A 15748-nucleotide genomic window follows, 5' to 3' on the forward strand; every position below is an offset into this window, starting at 1 on the left:
GGGGGCCGCCGGACGGGTGGCCCCCGCGAGGGGTGGTCGGGTCAGGGCGCCGGTGTGAGAGGGAGCGGGGCGGTCGCTGCGGCCGCCGACGTGAGGCGCGGGGCGGCGGCGGTGACGGACACGACGGTGGTCACACCGGAGAGGGCGGAGGCCACCGCGGCGACGGGGGCGGGCGGCCGGCCGAGCGTGACCGGCGAGGGCACGCCCGGTGAGGGGCCGGCGCAGCAGCCGACCGGGGCGAACCGTGGCGTGGCCGGGCGGGCGCCGGGGACGTAGAAGGGCAGCGGCCGGTCGGCCGTCCCGCCGGTCCCGCCGGGCTCACCCGGCTCACCCGGCTCGGCCGGCTCGGCCGGTGCGCCGGGCGGGACGGCACCGTCGCCGTCCGACCGCGGCCGCCGCGGGCCGTCCGCGGTCCCGGTGTCGAACACCCATCGCCCGCGCGCCGACGCGTCCCGTGGCGCGACGGTGACCGTGGTCGCGAAGCCCTCCGGGGAGGCGAGGCCGAGTCCGGTCCGTCCGCGCAGGAGCAACTCGCCGCGGACGGTGAGGTCGTACACGGTCGCTTCGGCGCAGTCGGTGAGGGTGACGCGGCCGTCGGACGGGTCGGCGCGGAGGCAGAGGGCGGGGTCGGCGGTGCTGCGCAACCGGCCGTCGGCGCCGTACGTCCAGCGCTGGGAGGCGGCCGGCGAGCAGTCGGCGAGCTCGGCGGCAGCCTGCGGCCGCACCCGGCCGGCGTCGGCGTCGAGACAGCGGCCGGTGGCGGCGCTGCGCAGCCGGCCCTTCAGGAGCGGGGCCGGGAGCGGGCGCGCGGCGGAGGGCGAACCGGGTGCCGGCGGGGTGGCCACGGGCCCGAGCGTGCGGCTTGAGGCCCCGGTCCCGGCGGCGGGCGGACCCCATGTACGCACGGACCGGCGGCCGGGTCCGGAACCGGGGACAGCGTTGTCGGCGGAGCGGCTCTGCATGGCGAGCACCGTGGCGAGCAGGGCCAGGGCGGCCAGTCCGACGCCGGCCACCACGGCCGTGGTGCGCCGCGCGGAGGCGGCGGGACGGCCGGGCGGCGGTGCCCCGCGGTGCCGCCCGCCGGGACGGGCGTGCACGGCACCGGTGCTCGTGCCGCGCCCCGGCCGGGAGTCGAGGTAGCGCCGGGCGCCCCAGCCGAGCACGGTCTCGGCGAGCAGGACGTCGAGCGCGCCGTCGAAGTGGCTGAGCTGTTCGGCGGCGTGACGGCAGTAGCGGCACTCCGCGAGATGCCGGCGGACGTCCGGCAGCAGTTGTCCGCCGCGGCGCAGCGGGACGTCGAGGAGGCGGGTGTGGAAGCGGCACTCGTCGGTGGGGGCGAGTTCGCGGTGGGCGCGGACGCAGCCGGCGCGGAATTGTTCCCTGGCCTGTTCCAGAGAGGCGGCGGCGGTGGCGGGGTACACGGCCAGCAGACCGGCGGGTATGGATATCGGTTCGGCCTCGACCTCGGTGTGCCACAAGAGGCATTGGGCGGCGCCGGGAAGGGCGCGGAATGCGCGTTCGGCGAGTTGTCGCTTTTCCGGGGTTCCGCCTCCGGTCGCACGCAGACCGCGACCACCGGTGGTTTTGCGCAATTCCGGCAGGAGTACGGAAATACCGTGGTCCGCGGCCCAGGCGCGGACGGTGTCGCGCACGGCGACGAGGACGAGGGGGCGCAGGGCGCCGCCGGCCCCGCCGACGGCGAGCCGGTCGAGCACCTGATGGACCGCCGCGGTGGCCACGAGCTGGGCGGTTTCGCCGGGCGAGGCGAGGCAGACGGCGGCGTAGTCGCGGGCGGCGGACCAGTGCCGGGCGAGCAGCAGGGCGACGGCGCGGCCGTGCCCGTCCGGAGTGGCCAACCGGGCGACGAGGGCGCGGTCCGACTCTCCGGGCGTCCCTCCCGGGCGGGGCGGATATGGGGGGCGTGGGGGGTGTGGGGACTGCACGGAACCAATTCCTTCCGAGCTGAAGGGTGGCACTGCGTTCCCGCGGGGGGGCTCACTTTCGCACAGGCGACTCAGGGGAAACAAGCAGTTCGCATGACGTCCCCTCAGAAGACAGCGATTCGTTATCGGTTACCGCCGGTATCACTTTCCGAATTCGCCTGCGATGGGCGGCAAAGGCCTCGAACGACGGCCGGCGGGCCACCGGCGGGGCGCCGTCCGGGCGTTGGCCGGCCGCCGGTCGGGCACGACAAAGGCCGAGGCCCCGCACCAACGCGGGGCCTCGGCCGCAGTCCGGGAAACGCCCGTTCAGCCGTTGGGCCGCAGCGTCCACACGACGGTCATCTCCCCGGTGACGGCTCCGTCCTCGCGCCGGATCTCGATGGCGACCGGGAACTCGGGGCGCTGCCCCGCGTCCAGCTCCGCGACGACCTCGGCGGCCGGCCGGCCCAGCGTCGCGGTCGCGGTGACGGCACCCATGGCCAGCTTCTTGTAGGCGATCTCGGCCCGCACGGCCAACGGCACGGCCCGCGCGAGCTGCTCCCCGAACGCGGCGAGCACGATCGCCCCGCTGGCCGACTCCCCGAGCGTGAACATCGCACCGGCGTGCGGCCCGCCCACGTGGTTGTGGAACTCCCCCTGATCCGGCAGGGCCACCACCGCCCGCTCCGCAGTGGTCTCGACGAACTCGAGCTTCAAGGTCCGGGCCATCGGCACGGTGGCGGCGAGCATCTCGCCGATCGACATCTGATCTGCGCTCATGGCGACATGTTACCCATGAGTAGCCTTCGGGGCCAGGCATCCGGCCCGGCAACTCGGTCTCCCCCGGTCGTCCCCCGGCGACGGTTTTCGGTACGTCCCTGACAAGGCCCGGTGACCGATTCGTGTCCGGGGCGGCACTAGGGTGGGGCGCCATGTGGCCAGGACAGCAGCAGCCGCCCGGGGGCGAGCCGAACCCGAACGCGCAGAACAACCCGTATCAGCAGCCGAGTCAGCCGGGGTACCAGCAGCCGAATCCGTATCAGCAGGCCGGTTACCAGCAGCCCAACCCCTATGCGCAGCAGCAGTGGGGGACGCCCACGCCGGCCGGTGTTCCGCAGCCGGTGACGCCGCCGCCCGGGAACCTCGGCGGCGGCAACGGCGGTGGCGGGAACCGGACCAAGCTCGTCGCGATCATCGCGGCCGGCGCGGTGGTGCTGACGGCCGCCGTCACCGGGTTCCTCGTGCTCGGCGGTGACGAGGACGACACGGCGAAGGGCGGCTCGGACAAGCCCACGACCGCGCAGTCGGTGTCCCCGTCGCCGACGCCGTCGACGCAGCCGCCGGCGTCCGGCGGGGGCGACAACCCGCGGGGCGGCGAGGCCGAGAAGGCGACCGTCCCGGGGTGGAAGGTCGTCGTGAACCCCAAGTACGGCACGGCCTTCGACGTACCCGCGGACTGGCACGTGGAGGACCCCGGCACCTTCATGGGCTTCGAGGACACGCAGAAGGGCGACGGCTCGCCGTACATCGGGTTCTCCGCGCCCGCCGTCCTCAAGCCGGACTGGTGCGTGTCCGACGACGACAAGGACGGCCGCAAGGATTCGACGAAGCTCGCGGCCACCGGCACCAAGGGCGAGAACGGCGCCAAGGACACCGCGAGCGTCGCCCGCGGTGACGCGGCCGCGTTCGCGTTCGGCGGCTACACCGACCAGAACGAGAAGACCTCCCGCAAGTACCTGAAGATCGGCCAGGCCAAGCCGTACAAGACGAAGTCCGGTGTGCAGGGCAGCGTGGCCGTCTCCTACACGCAGGGCGTGCCCAAGCACGGCACGTGCGACAGCGACGGCAAGGCGATCACGTTCGCGTTCAAGAACTCCGCGGGCAATTTCGTCTCCTGGAGCATGTACGCCGCCAAGGGCGTCAAGGGCGAGCTGCCGGACGCCACCATCCAGCAGATCCTCAGCACCGTGCGCCTGCACGGCGATCCGATCGCGAGCTGACCCGATCGCGAGCTGACCCGATCGCGAGCTGACCGGCGCGTTCCCCGCCCGCCCCGCGGCGGGCGGGGACGCCCGGCGGCGACTTGGCGTGCGCGGAGCCGGTGGGTCATAGTCACCCGGTGACCACCCCCTCCGACACCCCCCGTCCCCCGCGCCGGCCCGTGTGGGCCGGGCGGAACTACCGGCTGCTGACCGCTGCCGCCTTCCTCACCAACGGCGGCAGTCAGGCCGCTCTCATCGCCTCCGCGTTCGCCGTGCTCGGCGCGGGCGGGGACGGGGGTGACGTGGGTCTGGTGGCGGCCGCCCGGACCGTGCCGCTGGTGGTGTTCCTGCTGATCGGCGGTGCGGTGGCGGACCGGCTGCCGCGGCACCGGGTGATGGTCGCCGCCAACGCCGTGAACTGCGTCTCCCAGGGCGCCTTCGCCGTCCTCGTACTGACCGGCGAGCCCCGGCTGTGGCAGATGATGCTGCTGACCGCGCTCGGCGGCGCCGGGCAGGCGTTCTTCAGCCCGGCCGCCGAGGGCATGCTGATGTCCTCCGTGGAGGGTGAGCACGCGGGGCGCGCGTTCGCCGTGTTCCGGATGGCGATGCAGGGCGCGGCCCTGGGCGGCGCGGCGGCGGGCGGCGCGCTGGTCGCCGCCGTCGGCCCGGGCTGGGTCCTCGCCGCCGACGCGGCCGCCTTCGCCCTCGCCGGTGCCCTGCGCTCCTTCCTCGACGTGCGCCACATCCCGCCGCGCGCTCCGGGCGGCGGCATCGTCGCCGATCTGCGGGAGGGCTGGCGGGAGTTCGCCGGCCGGCCCTGGCTGTGGGGCGTCGTCGCGCAGTTCTCGGTCGCCAACGCCGTCGTCGGCGCCGCCGACGCGGTCTACGGTCCCCTCGTCGCCCGCGACCACCTCGGCGGGCCGGGCCCCTGGGGCGTGGCGCTCGGCTTCTTCGGCGCCGGCACGGTCGCCGGCGCGCTGCTGATGACCCGGTGGAGGCCGCGCCGGCTGCTGCTCGCCGGCACCCTGTGCGTCTTCCCGCTGGCCCTGCCCTCGGCCGCCCTCGCCGTACCGGTGCCGCTGGGCGTTCTGTGCGCGGTGATGTTCGCCACCGGGATCGCCCTGGAGGTCTTCGGCGTGTCGTGGATGACGGCGCTGCACCAGGAGATCCCGGAGGAGAAGCTGTCGCGGGTGTCGGCCTACGACTGGTTCGGGTCCATCGCGCTGGTCCCCCTCGCCATGGCCCTGGCGGGCCCCGCGGAGAGCGCGTTCGGGCGGACCGCGGCCCTGTGGGGGTGCGCGGCCCTGGTCGTGGCGGTCACCGCGGCCGTGCTCGGCGTCAAGGACGTACGCACCCTGCGCCGTCGCGGCAGGCCCGTGACGGTGAGCACCGCCTCAGCCGATGCCGAAAGCCCCGTCGGGCGGGAGGGGTGAGGGCACCGCGTCCTCGTCCGTGACCGGGCGGGCGTCGCCGGTGAAGTCGCGCAGCGCCCGCCCGTGCTCCACCCGCGCCGGGAAGGCGTCCGCTGCGGCCCGCCGGGCCAGCGCGGCCGTGTCGAGGGAGTGGTGCGCGGCGACGAGGATCGCGTTGCCGAAGCGGCGTCCGCGCAGCACGCCCGGCTCGGCGATCAGTGCCGTCTCCTCGAAGAGTGCGCCCAAAGTGGCCAGTTGGGAGCGCAGGAAGGGGAAGGGCGCCGCGTCGGCCAGATTGGCGACGTAGACGCCGTCCGCGCGCAGCACCCGCTCGGCCTCGCGGGCGTAGGCCACAGTCGTCAGGTGCGCGGGGATGCGCGAGCCGCCGAAGACGTCGGCGACGAGCACGTCGGCGCTGTCCGGGGGCGCCGCCTCCAGCCAGGCCCGCGCGTCCGCCGTGTGCAGCGCGACGCCCGAACCGGCCGGCAACGGCAGGTGCTCCACGACCAGCTCCAGCAGCCCCCGGTCGGCCTCGACGACGTCCTGCCGGGAGCCGGGCCGGGTCGCGGCGACGTACCGCGGCAGGGTGAGCGCGCCGCCGCCGAGGTGCAGCACGTCCATCGGACGCCCCGGCTCCGCGACGGTGTCCAGCACGTGCCCGAGCCGCCGCGCGTACTCGAACTCCAGGTGGGCGGGGTCGTCGAGGTCGACGTACGACTGGGGCGCGCCGTCGACCGTGAGCAGCCAGGCCCGCTCACGGTCGACGTCGGGCATCAGCTTGGCGGTCCCGTGGTCGGTGGTCCGGGTGACGGGTATGGCATCGCTCACGACACCATTGTCACCTCGGCCGCCACCGCATCCGTCACCTCCGGCCGCCACGTCACCCCCTCGCCTCCGCCGTCACCTCACGCCTCACCCCGGCCGGCGCCTCCGCCGTCACCTCACGCCCCACCCCGGCGGGCACCTCAGCCGGCACTTCAGCCGACCGAGGTCACCGTCCCCGCGCCCACCGTGCGGCCACCCTCACGGACGGCGAACCCGAGCCCCGGCTCCAGCGGCACCTCGCGCCCCAGCTCCACGGTCACCTCGACCGTCTCCCCGGGCCGCGCGAGTGCCGCCTCGCCGAGGTCGAGGCAGCCGACGACATCGGCGGTACGGACGTAGAACTGCGGCCGGTACCCGGTGGTGACCGGCGTCGCACGGCCGCCCTCACGCGTCGAGAGCACGTACAGCCGTGCCGTGAACCGCCGGCTCGGGGCGACGCTGCCCGGCGCGGCGACCACGTGCCCGCGCCGCACGGCGTCCCGGGGCACCCCGCGCAGCAGCAGCGCCACGTTGTCCCCGGCCTGCGCCTCCTCCATCGGCTTGCCGAAGGTCTCCAGGCCGGTCACGACCGTGTCGACACCCGCGCCGAGGACCTCGACCGGGTCGCCGACCCGCACCGTGCCGCGCTCGACGGCGCCGGTGACGACGGTCCCGCGGCCGGTGATGGTGAGCACGTTCTCCACCGGCAGCAGGAACGGCGCGTCCAGATACCGCTCCGGGACGGGCACATAGGTGTCCACCGCGTCGAGCAGCGCCTCGACGGACGCCGTCCAGCGCGGGTCGCCTTGGAGCGCCTTCAGCCCGGAGACCCGTACGACGGGCGCGGCGTCGCCGCCGTAGCCGTGCGCGGTGAGCAGGTCGCGGACCTCCAGCTCGACCAGGTCGGTCAGCTCCTCGTCGCCGGCGTCGGCCTTGTTGAGCGCGACCACGATGTGGTTCACGCCGACCTGACGGGCCAGCAGCACGTGTTCGGCGGTCTGCGGCATGATTCCGTCGAGCGCGGAGACGACGAGGATCGCCCCGTCGAGCTGGGCGGCGCCGGTGACCATGTTCTTGACGTAGTCGGCGTGACCCGGCATGTCCACGTGGGCGTAGTGGCGGGTGTCGGTCTCGTACTCGACGTGCGCGATGTTGATGGTGATGCCGCGCTCGGCCTCCTCCGGGGCCCGGTCGATGCGGTCGAACGGCACGAAGGTGCCGGTGCCGCGCTCGGCCAGCACCTTGGTGATGGCGGCGGTCAGCGTCGTCTTGCCGTGGTCGACATGGCCCATGGTGCCGATGTTGAGATGCGGTTTGGTGCGCGTGTAAGCCGTCTTGGGCATGGCGGTACCTCGAAGCCTCGTAGGAGGGAAGGGAACCCCGGAGAACCGCCGACCCTCCCCCTGCGGGGTCCGCGGGACGATCCGGGGAGGGTCAGCTTCGGGCGCCGTCGACAGCGGCCAGGAGGACGGGAACGGCAGCCTTCGGCGCATCCGCGAGCGCGGATGCCGCGAGAGGGAAGGCGTACCGGAACATGGCGTCGATCATCGCCGGGCCACGGCCCGCCGTCGAACGATTTATCGCCGTACGGTGGGTGCCGGGAGGTCCTCGCGACGTGTTCCGACGACGGTTCAGGCGCCGGTGTTCTTCAGCGCCTCACGCACCGTCAGCGCCGCGAACCGGTCCCGCTCGCGGGCGAGGAAGTCGCGCACGGCGTCGGGGTCGGTCCTGGCGTACTCGCGCAGGGCCCAGCCGATGGCCTTGCGGATGAAGAAGTCGGGGTGGCCGCTGCGCCGGAGGCAGTAGGCGAACAGCCGCTCGGAGTCGGTGTCCTGCCGGAACCGCAGCTGGTGCAGCAGCGCGGCGCGGGCCGGCCACAGGTCGTCGTCGGCGATCCAGACGTCCATCGTGGCCGCGAGGGCCGGGTCGGCCGCGACGAGCGGGCCGACGACATGGACGGCGAGCAGGTCGACGGTGTCCCACCAGGGAACGGTGGTGATCAGCCGCCGGACCACCGGCAGGAAGGCGGAGGAACAGCGGCCGACGTGGCGGCGCAGGTAGTCGACGGCGAAGTAGTGGTACTCGCGCTCGGGCAGGGCCCAGCAGCGCAGGGCGATCGCCGTGCAGTCGTCCTCGCCGGGGCGTGCGGTGCCCGCGAGAACAGTGCGTGACAGCGCTCGCCGCTCGGGGGGGCGATGCCGAGGAAGGGGGCGACGTTCTTCATGTAGGCGCGCATGACCCGGGCGCGTTCGGGGTCGGCCGCGGCCCCGTACACCTCGATGAGCCGCGGCAGGACGATGTCGGCGAGCCCGCTGTGCGGCCCGGTGGCCGCGCCCCTGTCTGTCACGGTCATCGGCGCGTACCTGTGACGGTCATGAGACAGACCATACGGCGATCAGACACCCGCGTCGGTTACTGTCGCCGGATGCCCGATGCACCCAACCGCTCTGGGGGCACCGCTGTGGCCTCTCCCCCGGCCCCCGCCATGGAGCTCGCGATCCCCGCGCCGCCCGTGCCCGTGCCCGGCACGCTCGGCGCGCGCTGCACCCGTGTCCTGCGCTCACCCTGGTCCCGTTTCTCCCTGCTGGTCGCGCTCCTCGCGGCGGCCGGCTGCACGGTGCTGCTGTTCGAGCCGCAGCGGCTGCTGGCGCACGGCTGGCCACCCCAGCTGGGCGGTGCGGCGGCGGCCGTGGTGTTCACGGTGGCGTACGGGCTGTGCACGGTGGCGTTCGTGCCGCGGCCGCTGCTGAACCTGGCGGCCGGCGCGCTGTTCGGCACGTCGATGGGGCTCGCCACCTCGCTGGCGGGCACCGTGCTGGGCGCCGGGATCGCCTTCGGCCTGGGCCGGGCCCTCGGCCAGGACGCGCTGCGCCCGCTGTTGCGGGGCCGGTTGCTGAAGGCGGCGGACGGCCAGCTCAGCCGGCACGGATTCCGCTCGATGCTGATGGCCCGCCTGTTCCCGGGGGTGCCGTTCTGGGCCGCGAACTACTGCGCCGCCGTCTCCCGGATGCGCTGCCTGCCGTTCCTGCTCGCGACGGGGATCGGCTCGGTCCCGAACACCGCCGCGTACGCCCTCGCCGGCGCCCGGGCCGGCTCCCCGACCTCCCCGGCCTTCCTGGTCGCGATGGCCGGCATCGCGCTGCCGGCCGTCGCGGGGGCCGTGGTGGCCTGGCGCAAACGGCACCAGCTGCGCCGCGGCTGACGCGTCCGGGCCCGCCGCCCCCGCCAGGAGCCCGTCATCCGGGGGCGCTACGCTGCCCTCGACACATGATCATCGCGTACGGCGGCCCGGTGCCCCGTCGCCCCTCCACGACCGGCACTTGGACTGACGTAACTTCATGTCTTGGTTTGAATCGCTCGTCCTCGGACTCGTCCAGGGGCTGACCGAGTTCCTTCCCGTCTCCTCCAGCGCGCATCTGCGGCTGACCGCGGCCTTCTCCGGCTGGCACGACCCGGGCGCGGCCTTCACGGCGATCACCCAGATCGGTACGGAGGCGGCGGTGCTGATCTACTTCCGCAAGGACATCGCGGGCATCCTGTCCGCCTGGTTCCGCTCGCTGTTCGACAGGACCATGCGGCGCGACCATGACGCCCAGATGGGCTGGCTGGTCATCGTCGGCTCGATCCCGATCGGCGTGCTGGGTGTGACGCTCAAGGACCAGATCGAGGGGCCGTTCCGCGATCTGCGGGTCACCGCGACGATGCTCGTGGTCGTCGGCGTGGTCATCGGCATAGCCGACCGGCTGGCGGCCCGCGACGAGACGGGCGGCCGGCACCGGGCGCCGAAGCAGCGCAAGACGCTGCAGGACCTGGGTGTGAAGGACGGCCTGATCTTCGGCCTGTGCCAGGCGTGCGCGCTCGTCCCGGGTGTCTCCCGCTCCGGCGCGACCATCAGCGGCGGCCTGTTCATGGGCTACCGGCGCGAGGCCGCCGCCCGCTACTCCTTCCTTCTCGCCGTCCCCGCGGTGCTCGCCTCCGGGGTGTTCGAGCTGAAGGACGCCATGGAGAGCGATCACGTCTCCTGGGGGCCGACGATCTTCGCGACGGTGATCGCGTTCGGGTCCGGATACGCCGTCATCGCCTGGTTCATGAAGTACATCTCCAGCAAGTCCTTCATGCCGTTCGTCTGGTACCGCGTGATCCTCGGCATCGTCATCATCGCCCTGGTCACGGCGGGCGTCCTGAGCCCGCACGCGGCGGAGTCGGCCGGCTGAATCACGGACCGGAGCAGCGGGGAGGAATGAACCCATGGCTCTCACCCAGCAGTTCGCCCGTGTGACCCCCGAGTACCTGGAACGCTGCCGTCAGTCGGCGCTCGACTCCCCGGGTGCCGCACCCGGCTGGGACCCGCCCGCGTCGGACCTGCTGGACACCGGCTGGGCGAGCTGGGGGCTCGCGGCGTACTGCCGTTCCACCGGGGCCGATCCGGCCCTGGCCGACCTGATCGACCGTGCGGTTTCGGCCACCTTCGGCCAGACGGCCGGCTATCTGGATCACGACGAGGTGTACGACGGCTTCACCGACCCGCCGCGCGTGCTGGACCCGGCCGAGGTCGAGAAGATCGCCCGGGATCTGCGGGACGTCGACGTGGACACGGTGCTCGCCGGGCTGCCGAGCGACGCCGCCGAGGCCACGGAGATGTGCGGTCACCTGGAGAGTTTCAGCGGTGACGTACGCGCTCATCTCGGCGAGCGGTTCGCCGCGCTGCGGGAGTTCTACGACGGTGCCGCACGCCGGGGGCAGTGCGTCGTGGTCTGGATCGACTGACGCCGGCTGTCGTCCGTCGCGGACCGGTGGTCGACCGCTTTCCCACCGGTTGTCTACCGACTCTCCTCAGCGCCTGTCGACCGACTTCCCAGCGCGTGTCGACCGGCTCTCCACGGGATGCGTAGCCGATCGGTAGCGCAGTGTCAGTTCCTGCCCCTAGGCTGGGGCCCATGGCCCCCGATTCCATGACCTCTGGTTCCGTGCGCTCCGCCGCCGAGGTGAACGAGGAGATCCGCGCGCTGTGGCTGCGCGCGGGCGGCTCGCTGTCGGCACAGGAACGCGAGGAGTACGAGCTGCTGGTGGTGCAGTGGGCCGCGGCCGTGCGCAGCGCGGTGGTCGAAGCAGCCTGAGAACTCCCGCCTCACTGCCCGCCCGCCCCACTGCCCGCTCACCGTCTCACCGCCCTCCCGTCCGTCTCACCGCCCTCCCGACACCCGCAGCACCGCGCCCGTCGTGTACGCGGCGTCCGGGGACAGCAGCCAGGCGATGGCGGCGGCGATCTCCTCCGCCCGGCCGGGACGGCGCAGCGGAATGTCCGCCGCCGCGCGCTGCGCCCGCCCCGGGTCGCCCATCGCGGCGTGCATCCCCGTGTCGATCATGCCGGGCGCGACCGCGTTGACCCGGACGCCGTCCGGGCCCAGTTCCTTGGCCAGCCCCACGGTGAGGGCGTCCACGGCGGCCTTGGTGGCGGCGTAGTGGACGTAGTCGCCGGGGCTGCCGAGAGTCGCGGCGGCCGACGACACGTTCACGATGGCCCCGCTCCCCCGCTCCGCCATCAGTTGGGCCGCGCGCCGCGCGCACAGCAGCACGCCCAGCAGGTTCACCTCGACGACCCGCCGCAGATCGGAGGTGCCGGTGTCGGCGAGGCGGCCGAGCGGTCCGGTGACCCCGGCGTTGTTCACCAGCCCGGTCACCGGCCCCAACTCGCCTTCCGCGGTGGCGAAGAGACGGTCGACGTCCGCCTCGACGGACGTGTCCACCCGTACCGCGACACCGCGCCGTCCGACGGCGCGGACAGCCTCCACGACCCGCTCGGCGGCCTCGGCGTCCCGGACGTACCCCACCGCCACGTCATGGCCGTCGGAGGCGAGTCTGAGGCAGGTCGCGGCGCCGATACCGCGGCTGCCGCCGGTGACGACGGTGAGCGCCATGAGGACCTCCGGAGACGCCAAGCGATCGATCATCGATCACTCTAGGCGCACAGATGCGCGAGCACATCCCCGTCGGCCGGGTACGGCCGTTCCTCGGGCAGCTTCGCGGACGCCGCGTCGAGTTCCCCCGCCCGCACGTGCGCGTGGATCTCGGCGGCCAGCGGTGTCACGTCCTCGATGCCGACGATCCACTCGTCGGCGTAGCGGGCCGCGGCCTGTCCGCCGAGGCCCAGTTGCAGCGAGCGGTGCGGCAGCGCCGTGAAGTGCAGGTCGCGCTCCGGGTCCCACTGCACGCGCGCCGGCGCCTGTCTCAACTGCCGCTGCCACGCCTCCCGGTCGCCATGCAGGCCGGGCACGTGGTGCGAGAGGCACGCGTGGCGCAGCGCCCACTCGAACCCCTCGCGGGTGATCTCGACGGCGAGGACGCTCTCCTGGTCCGGCTTCGTCCCCCATCCGCAGCGGTACATCATCCACAGGAAGGACGGCTTGATCCAGGTCATGCGCTCCCGCTTCCAACTGGACGGAAAGCGCCCGGTCCGGGCGGCCGGAAGGCCGATCTGCGGGCGGTAGGCCTGGTAGACGGTGACGGTGGTGTCCGTGTACCGGGCGCGGATGCGGAAACGGGGTTCGGGAGCGACGGTCTGATCATTCACGGACGCAAGGCTGCCCCGCCCGGGGGCGTGACGGCCACCGAAATACCGGCGCCGTCGCCGAACAGTGCCGCGCGCCCCTTGGCTGGGCCCGCGTCATGCCCAACACTGAGGCGATGACGCAGCGTGTGGAGCTCGCCACGGTAAGAGACCGCCTGTCCGTCGACGCCCTGATCACGGACTACGCGGCGGCGCTCGACGACGGTGACTGGGCGGCGTTTCGCGCGCTGTTCGCGCCGGACGGGCGCGCCGACTACCGCTCGGCCGGGGGTGTCGAGGGGGACGTGGAGCAGGTCGCCGCATGGCTCGCCGACAGCATGCGGCCGGTCGTGATGCGGCAGCACCTCATCGTCAACCGCCGGCTGCGCTTCGGTGTCCTGGACCAGGCGGCCGGTGACACCGCCGAGATGCGGGCGGACTACGTCAGTCCGATGCGCCTGTCCGGTTCCGAGGGCGCCCTCACGGCGCCGGACTTCGTGTGCGGCGGCCGGTATGCCTTCGGCGCGCTGCGCACGGACGACGGCTGGCGGCTGCACCGGGTGGCCGTCCAGGAGAAATGGCGGCGCGCGGACCGCTGAGCCGTGGTCCTCTGTGCCCGGATCGTGCCGGGCGCGCACACTGGAGCCCCCACCGGGTAGGAGGGCGGCATATGAAGACGTTCAGCGGTTGGCTCTCCTCCCCCTGGCGGCGCGCGGCCCTCGGTGCGCTGGCCGGCGCCCTGCCCGTGCTCGCGTTCCCGGCGCCCGCCGCGTGGTGGTTCGCTTATGTCGCGCTGGTGCCGTGGATCCTGCTCGCCCGGGGCGCTCCCAGTCAGCGGCGGGCGGCGTACGACGGCTGGTGCGGCGGTTTCGGGTTCATGCTCGGCATGCACCACTGGCTGCTGCCGGACTTGCATGTGTTCACGCTCGTGCTGGCCGCCCTGCTGGGGGCGCTGTGGGCTCCCTGGGCGTGGCTGGTGCACCGCTTCCTGGCCGGTGTGCCCTCGCGGGGCCGGGTCGCGGCGGCGCTGCTGGTGCTGCCGTCGGCCTGGCTGATGGTCGAGCTGGTGCGCTCGTGGCAGGGGCTCGGCGGGCCGTGGGGCATGCTGGGCGCCAGTCAGTGGCAGGTGGGGCCCGCGCTGCGGCTCGCCTCGGTGGGCGGGGTGTGGCTGCTCAGCTTCCTGGTGGTGGCCGTCAACGTGGCGGCGGCCGTGCTCCTGGCGGTGCGGGAGTCGAGGGTGCCGGCCGTGGCCGGGCTGGTCGCCACCGCGGCGGCGACCTCGGCGGCCTGGGCGTGGTCGCCGCGCCCGCACGTGGACGGCCGGGCGCGGATCGCCGTCGTCCAGCCGGGGGTGGTGGACGGCACCGACAGCGGCGACCGGCGGTTCGCCGTCGAGGAGCGGCTGACCGGGCAACTGGCCGGACAGGGCGTCGACCTGGTCGTCTGGGGCGAGAGCAGTGTCGGCTTCGACCTGACCGCGCGGCCCGACCTGGCCCGGCGCATCGCGGCCCTGTCCCGGGAGACGGGCGCCGACATCCTGGTCAACGTGGACGCGCGGCGCTCGGACCAGCCCGGGATCTACAAGAGTTCGGTGCTGGTGGGACGGGACGGCCCCACGGGAGACCGCTACGACAAGATGCGCCTCGTGCCGTTCGGCGAGTACGTCCCGGCGCGTTCGCTGCTGGGCTGGGCGACCTCCGTGGGCAAGGCGGCCGGCGAGGACCGCAGGCGCGGCACCGAGCAGGTGGTGATGAACGCCGGGCACGGGCTGCGCGTGGGCCCGCTGGTGTGCTTCGAGACGGCGTTCCCCGACATGAGCCGGCGGCTCACCCAGGACGGCGTGGACGTGCTGGTCGGCCAGTCGTCGACGTCGTCGTTCCAGCACAGCTGGGCGCCGGAGCAGCACGCCTCGCTCGCCGCGCTGCGTTCCGCGGAGACGGGCCGGCCGATGGTGCACGCGACGCTCACCGGGGTGTCGGCGGTGTACGGACCCGGCGGTGAGCGCGTCGGCTCCTGGCTGGGCACGAGCGCGAGCCGGGCCGCGGTGTACGAGGTGCCGCTCGCCGACGGGGTCACGCCGTACGTCCGCTACGGGGACTGGCCGGTGGACGTGGCGGTGCTGGTGCTGGTGGCGCTGGGTCTTGCGGAGGGCGTGCGCGCGGTCAGGCTGCGCCGGAGCGCTCCTGCACCGCTCGTACCACCCGCTCGCACAGTTCGTGAGTCTCCAGTGCGTCACGGGCGCTGAGCGGCCGGCCGGCGCGGACGGCGTCCAGGAAGGCGAGCACGGCCTGTTCGATGCCGCGCTGCCGGGCCACCGGCACCCAGTCGCCGCGCCGGCGCACGGTCGGCTGCCCCTTGTGGTCGACCGTCTCGGCGAGGTTGACGACCTGGCGCTTGGTGTCCTGCCCGGACACCTCCAGGACCTCCTCGGTGGAGCCGCTGAGCCGGTTCATCACGCCGAGCGCGGTGAAGCCGTCGCCGGCGAGCTGGAGCACGACGTGGTGCAGCAGTCCGCCCTCGACGCGGGCCCGCACGGTGACGTCGTCGACCTGCCCGGGCACCAGGAAGCGCAGGGTGTCCACGACGTGGATGAAGTCGTCCAGGACCATGCTGCGCGGTTCCTCCGGCAGCCCGATCCGGTTCTTCTGCATCAGGATCAGCTCACGCGGGTGCTCCAGGCACTGCGCGTACCCGGGCGCGAAACGCCGGTTGAAGCCGACGGCCAGCGACACGCCGCGCTGCTCGGCGAGCTCCACCAGCCGTGCGGAGTCGCCGAGTTCGTAGGCGAGCGGCTTGTCGACGTAGGTCGGGACGCCCGCCTGGAGCAGCCGGGTGACGATCTCGGGGTGCGCGGAGGTGGGCGCGTGCACGAACGCGGCGTCCAGGCCCTGGTCGAGCAGCGCGTCGAGGTCGCGGTGGCGCTGCGGTGCGGGCAGGTGCAGGCTGTCGGCGACCCGGTCCAGCGTCGCCGGGGTGCGGGTCTGCAGGTGCAGCTCCACACCGGGCTGGAAGGCGAGCACCGGCAGGTACGCCTTCTGCGCGATGTCGCCGAGTCCGATGGCGCCGACCTTCACTGCGGGC

The 15748-nt window shown here is 73.8% G+C and carries 16 protein-coding genes and 1 pseudogene; 9 read left to right on the top strand and 8 right to left on the bottom strand.

Annotation, left to right across the window (positions count from 1 at the left end):
* Nucleotides 1–41 precede the first annotated feature (41 nt).
* Both AB0E88_RS09535 and AB0E88_RS09540 read right to left on the bottom strand, forming a co-directional pair.
* Nucleotides 42–1856 carry an RICIN domain-containing protein gene (locus AB0E88_RS09535; protein WP_361626544.1) on the bottom strand — a complete coding sequence of 605 codons (1815 nt, stop codon included), beginning with the start codon at nucleotides 1854–1856 and terminating at the stop codon, nucleotides 42–44.
* Nucleotides 1857–2249: 393 nt separating this feature from the next.
* Nucleotides 2250–2702, bottom strand: coding sequence for a DUF4442 domain-containing protein (locus AB0E88_RS09540; RefSeq protein WP_361626547.1), 453 nt, complete (start codon nucleotides 2700–2702; stop codon nucleotides 2250–2252).
* Between the two features lie 152 nt (nucleotides 2703–2854).
* Between AB0E88_RS09540 and AB0E88_RS09545 the strand changes: the two genes are divergently transcribed.
* Together AB0E88_RS09545 and AB0E88_RS09550 are read left to right on the top strand one after the other, a co-directional pair.
* Nucleotides 2855–3922: a hypothetical protein gene (locus AB0E88_RS09545; protein WP_361626550.1), complete on the top strand. Its 1068-nt coding sequence runs from the start codon at nucleotides 2855–2857 to the stop codon at nucleotides 3920–3922.
* Between the two features lie 119 nt (nucleotides 3923–4041).
* Nucleotides 4042–5337, top strand: a complete 1296-nt coding sequence (locus AB0E88_RS09550) for an MFS transporter (RefSeq protein ID WP_361626553.1) — start codon at nucleotides 4042–4044, stop codon at nucleotides 5335–5337.
* Here AB0E88_RS09550 and AB0E88_RS09555 read toward each other — a convergent pair.
* The 3 genes and pseudogenes from AB0E88_RS09555 to AB0E88_RS09565 all read right to left on the bottom strand — a co-directional run.
* Nucleotides 5299–6144 carry a fused MFS/spermidine synthase gene (locus tag AB0E88_RS09555; protein WP_361626556.1) on the bottom strand — a complete coding sequence of 282 codons (846 nt, stop codon included), beginning with the start codon at nucleotides 6142–6144 and terminating at the stop codon, nucleotides 5299–5301. The two genes, AB0E88_RS09550 and AB0E88_RS09555, sit on opposite strands and share 39 nt — an antisense overlap.
* A 149-nt stretch (nucleotides 6145–6293) precedes the next feature.
* The gene (gene tuf, locus AB0E88_RS09560; RefSeq protein ID WP_361626559.1) at nucleotides 6294–7463 is read right to left on the bottom strand and encodes an elongation factor Tu; all 1170 of its coding nucleotides are present in this window, start codon (nucleotides 7461–7463) and stop codon (nucleotides 6294–6296) included.
* A gap of 288 nt (nucleotides 7464–7751) precedes the next feature.
* Nucleotides 7752–8318 (bottom strand): annotated as a pseudogene (locus AB0E88_RS09565) (DNA alkylation repair protein); the annotation flags it as partial.
* A 36-nt stretch (nucleotides 8319–8354) separates the two neighbouring features.
* Here AB0E88_RS09565 and AB0E88_RS09570 point away from each other — a divergent pair.
* The 5 genes from AB0E88_RS09570 (at nucleotide 8355) to AB0E88_RS09590 (ending at nucleotide 11237) form a co-directional block, all read left to right on the top strand.
* Nucleotides 8355–8489, top strand: coding sequence for a hypothetical protein (locus AB0E88_RS09570; RefSeq protein WP_361626562.1), 135 nt, complete (start codon nucleotides 8355–8357; stop codon nucleotides 8487–8489).
* A 56-nt stretch (nucleotides 8490–8545) separates the two neighbouring features.
* Nucleotides 8546–9322 (top strand): VTT domain-containing protein, encoded by a 777-nt coding sequence (locus AB0E88_RS09575; protein ID WP_361626565.1) that lies wholly within the window; start codon nucleotides 8546–8548, stop codon nucleotides 9320–9322.
* Nucleotides 9323–9458: 136 nt separating this feature from the next.
* On the top strand, nucleotides 9459–10334 hold the full coding sequence (locus tag AB0E88_RS09580; protein WP_361626568.1) for an undecaprenyl-diphosphate phosphatase: 876 nt from the start codon (nucleotides 9459–9461) through the stop codon (nucleotides 10332–10334).
* A gap of 34 nt (nucleotides 10335–10368) precedes the next feature.
* Nucleotides 10369–10887: a DUF1877 family protein gene (locus tag AB0E88_RS09585; RefSeq protein WP_361626571.1), complete on the top strand. Its 519-nt coding sequence runs from the start codon at nucleotides 10369–10371 to the stop codon at nucleotides 10885–10887.
* A gap of 170 nt (nucleotides 10888–11057) precedes the next feature.
* On the top strand, nucleotides 11058–11237 hold the full coding sequence (locus AB0E88_RS09590; RefSeq protein ID WP_361626574.1) for a hypothetical protein: 180 nt from the start codon (nucleotides 11058–11060) through the stop codon (nucleotides 11235–11237).
* A gap of 66 nt (nucleotides 11238–11303) precedes the next feature.
* Here AB0E88_RS09590 and AB0E88_RS09595 read toward each other — a convergent pair whose 3' ends face one another.
* Together AB0E88_RS09595 and AB0E88_RS09600 are read right to left on the bottom strand one after the other, a co-directional pair.
* Nucleotides 11304–12038, bottom strand: a complete 735-nt coding sequence (locus AB0E88_RS09595; protein WP_361626737.1) for an SDR family oxidoreductase — start codon at nucleotides 12036–12038, stop codon at nucleotides 11304–11306.
* A gap of 41 nt (nucleotides 12039–12079) precedes the next feature.
* On the bottom strand, nucleotides 12080–12691 hold the full coding sequence (locus tag AB0E88_RS09600; protein WP_361626577.1) for a DUF4291 domain-containing protein: 612 nt from the start codon (nucleotides 12689–12691) through the stop codon (nucleotides 12080–12082).
* 113 nt (nucleotides 12692–12804) lie between these two features.
* Here AB0E88_RS09600 and AB0E88_RS09605 point away from each other — a divergent pair, with 113 nt between their 5' ends.
* Nucleotides 12805–13266: a nuclear transport factor 2 family protein gene (locus AB0E88_RS09605; RefSeq protein ID WP_361626580.1), complete on the top strand. Its 462-nt coding sequence runs from the start codon at nucleotides 12805–12807 to the stop codon at nucleotides 13264–13266.
* Nucleotides 13267–13337: 71 nt separating this feature from the next.
* On the top strand, nucleotides 13338–14912 hold the full coding sequence (gene lnt, locus AB0E88_RS09610) for an apolipoprotein N-acyltransferase (protein WP_361626583.1): 1575 nt from the start codon (nucleotides 13338–13340) through the stop codon (nucleotides 14910–14912).
* On the opposite strand, the gene AB0E88_RS09615 is transcribed toward lnt, so the two are convergent.
* Nucleotides 14830–15741, bottom strand: coding sequence for a Gfo/Idh/MocA family oxidoreductase (locus AB0E88_RS09615; RefSeq protein WP_361626586.1), 912 nt, complete (start codon nucleotides 15739–15741; stop codon nucleotides 14830–14832). The genes lnt and AB0E88_RS09615 overlap by 83 nt on opposite strands.
* Nucleotides 15742–15748 lie beyond the last annotated feature (7 nt).

Origin of the sequence: Streptomyces sp. NPDC028635 (assembly GCF_040637635.1) — a bacterium.
In the GTDB taxonomy this organism is placed as follows: Bacteria; Actinomycetota; Actinomycetes; order Streptomycetales; family Streptomycetaceae; genus Streptomyces.

Bases quoted from the DNA above. Each gene is read 5' to 3' on its own strand.
- AB0E88_RS09540 (WP_361626547.1), bottom strand. From the start codon at position 2,702: ATGAGCGCAGATCAGATGTCGATCGGCGAGATGCTCGCCGCCACCGTG.
- AB0E88_RS09585 (WP_361626571.1), top strand. From the start codon at position 10,369: ATGGCTCTCACCCAGCAGTTCGCCCGTGTGACCCCCGAGTACCTGGAA.
- AB0E88_RS09590 (WP_361626574.1), top strand. From the start codon at position 11,058: ATGGCCCCCGATTCCATGACCTCTGGTTCCGTGCGCTCCGCCGCCGAG.
- AB0E88_RS09605 (WP_361626580.1), top strand. From the start codon at position 12,805: ATGACGCAGCGTGTGGAGCTCGCCACGGTAAGAGACCGCCTGTCCGTC.
- AB0E88_RS09570 (WP_361626562.1), top strand. From the start codon at position 8,355: ATGACCCGGGCGCGTTCGGGGTCGGCCGCGGCCCCGTACACCTCGATG.
- AB0E88_RS09595 (WP_361626737.1), bottom strand. From the start codon at position 12,038: ATGGCGCTCACCGTCGTCACCGGCGGCAGCCGCGGTATCGGCGCCGCG.
- lnt (WP_361626583.1), top strand. From the start codon at position 13,338: ATGAAGACGTTCAGCGGTTGGCTCTCCTCCCCCTGGCGGCGCGCGGCC.
- tuf (WP_361626559.1), bottom strand. From the start codon at position 7,463: ATGCCCAAGACGGCTTACACGCGCACCAAACCGCATCTCAACATCGGC.
- AB0E88_RS09545 (WP_361626550.1), top strand. From the start codon at position 2,855: ATGTGGCCAGGACAGCAGCAGCCGCCCGGGGGCGAGCCGAACCCGAAC.
- AB0E88_RS09580 (WP_361626568.1), top strand. From the start codon at position 9,459: ATGTCTTGGTTTGAATCGCTCGTCCTCGGACTCGTCCAGGGGCTGACC.
- AB0E88_RS09575 (WP_361626565.1), top strand. From the start codon at position 8,546: ATGCCCGATGCACCCAACCGCTCTGGGGGCACCGCTGTGGCCTCTCCC.